General features: G+C 68.6%; 1 protein-coding gene. It reads left to right on the top strand.

Features of this window, described 5'->3' with window-relative positions; translation table 11 throughout:
* The first annotated feature begins 154 nt into the window (after positions 1-154).
* On the top strand, positions 155-1873 hold the full coding sequence (locus PHY01_RS26045; RefSeq protein ID WP_141282922.1) for an IS1634 family transposase: 1719 nt from the start codon (positions 155-157) through the stop codon (positions 1871-1873).
* The last annotated feature ends 111 nt before the right edge of the window (positions 1874-1984 follow it).

Here is a 1984-nt window from a genome sequence, read left to right as displayed (position 1 = left end):
GCGTTCCGCGTAATTCGGCCGGTCTGGAGGTCCTGGGCGGGTGAGGATGCAGGTCAGGGCAGTGCGGATGGCCACCGAGGGCAGATTCGCCTAGAGAAACGCCTGTCTGGGTAGTTGCTGCTGAGCGTGCTGTGATGGTCTATGTTCTAGAGCGATGTACGTGAAGACGACGGCGCGGAAGACCAAGAGCGGGACTGTCCGCTACCTGCATCTGGCGCACAACGAGTGGGACCCGGTCGCCGGCCGGTCGGTCCCGAAGATCCTCTACGGGTTCGGGCGGGCCGACCAGCTCGACCGCGTCGCGGTCAAGCGGCTGGTGGGGTCGCTGGCCCGGCTGCTGGACCCGGCCGACGCGTTGGCTGCGACCGCGGGCTCGGAGCTGGTGTTCTGCGAGTCCCGCCCGTTGGGCGGCACGTTCGTCCTCGACGCGCTGTGGCGGCGGCTGGGCATCGACACCGTCCTGCGCGGCCTGGACGCCAAGCCGCGTCGCGGTCGGCCCCGCGACACCGCGGCGACCGAGCGGGTGCTGTTCGGGCTGGTCGCGAACCGGGCGCTCGCGGCGTCGTCGAAGCTGGCGGCAGCGGACTGGATCAACCACGACGTGCACATCGACGGGCTGCCCCAGACCAGCGACGACGCCTGCTACCGGGCGATGGACTGGCTCCACGACGTCCGCGAGCAGCTGGAGATCGGGGTGTTCCGCCAGGTCGCGAACCTGCTCAACCTCGAGGTCGACCTGCTGTTCTTCGACACCACCTCCACCTACTTCGAACTCGACGACCCCGACGAGCCGGTCACCCGCGACGAACACGGCCACCCGGTCCCCGACCAGGACGGCAAGGAGGGCAAGGAGGGCAACGTCGGGTTCCGGACCTACGGCAAGTCCAAGGACTCCCGCGACGACCTGCCCCAGATCGTGATCGGGATGGCGGTCACCCGCGAGGGGATCCCAGTGCGGGTGTGGTGCTGGCCCGGGAACACCGCGGACTCCAAGCTCATCCGCCAGGTCAAGGACGACATGCGGGACTGGACCCTGTCGAAGATCGTGTGGGTGGCCGACCGCGGATTCTCCTCCGAGGCCAACCGCCGCTACCTGCGCCAGGGCGAGCACGCCTACATCATCGGGGAGAAGCTGCGCTCGGACTCGGTGGAGATCAAGGCCGCGCTGTCCCGGCAGGGCCGCTACACCGAGATCGCGGAGAACATGCGGATCAAGGAGGTGAAGGTCTCCGAGTCCGAGCGGTTCGTCATCTGCCACAACCCCGACGCCGCCGGGCGCGACGCGCACATCCGCGCCCAGCTGATCGCCCAGCTCGAGGAGCTGATCGCCGACTCGGACCGCCTGCCCGTCATGAAGCGCGGCGAGCTGCGCGGACGAATCTCGACCAAGCCGGGCCTGAACCGGTACCTGCGGGTCACTCCCGGCGGGCTGCTGCGCGTCGACAAGGCCAAGATCAAGACCGAGGCCAACCTCGACGGGAAGTACCTGCTGCGCTGCTCGGACCCGCACCTGCCCGCCGCCGACATCGCGCGCGGCTACAAGCAACTCCTGGAAGTCGAGCGCGGCTGGCGCGACATGAAGCAGATCATCGACCTGCGCCCGGTCTATCACCGGCTCGAAGAACGCATCCGCGCCCACGTCGTGCTCTGCTGGCTCGCGCTGCTGCTCATCCGCGTCGTCGAGACCACCACCGGCGACACCTGGCATCACGTGCGCCGCCACCTCGACCGGCTCCACGCCGGCACCTTCACCGGCCCCACCGGAGTGTTCCGCCAGCGCACCGAGCTGTCCAAGCCCCAACGCGACCTACTCGCCCGCCTCGACATCCCCGCCCCGAAGCAGATCATCGAACTCGCCACCGCAAGCCGCTGACCAGCAGCGACACCGCCGTCTAGAGACACGCCCGTCCGGGGCGTCTCAACGTATTCCTCCAGGTCAAGCCCCCCATCGCCGCTCTAGACCACCTGAATTACGCGGAACGCA

The organism is Pseudonocardia hydrocarbonoxydans (assembly GCF_006539565.1).
In the GTDB taxonomy this organism is placed as follows: Bacteria; Actinomycetota; Actinomycetes; order Mycobacteriales; family Pseudonocardiaceae; genus Pseudonocardia; species Pseudonocardia hydrocarbonoxydans.
This window is presented reverse-complemented; position numbering and strand designations above follow the sequence as displayed.

Coding starts and splice junctions, on each gene's coding strand:
- PHY01_RS26045 (WP_141282922.1), top strand. CDS start 155: ATGTACGTGAAGACGACGGCGCGGAAGACCAAGAGCGGGACTGTCCGC.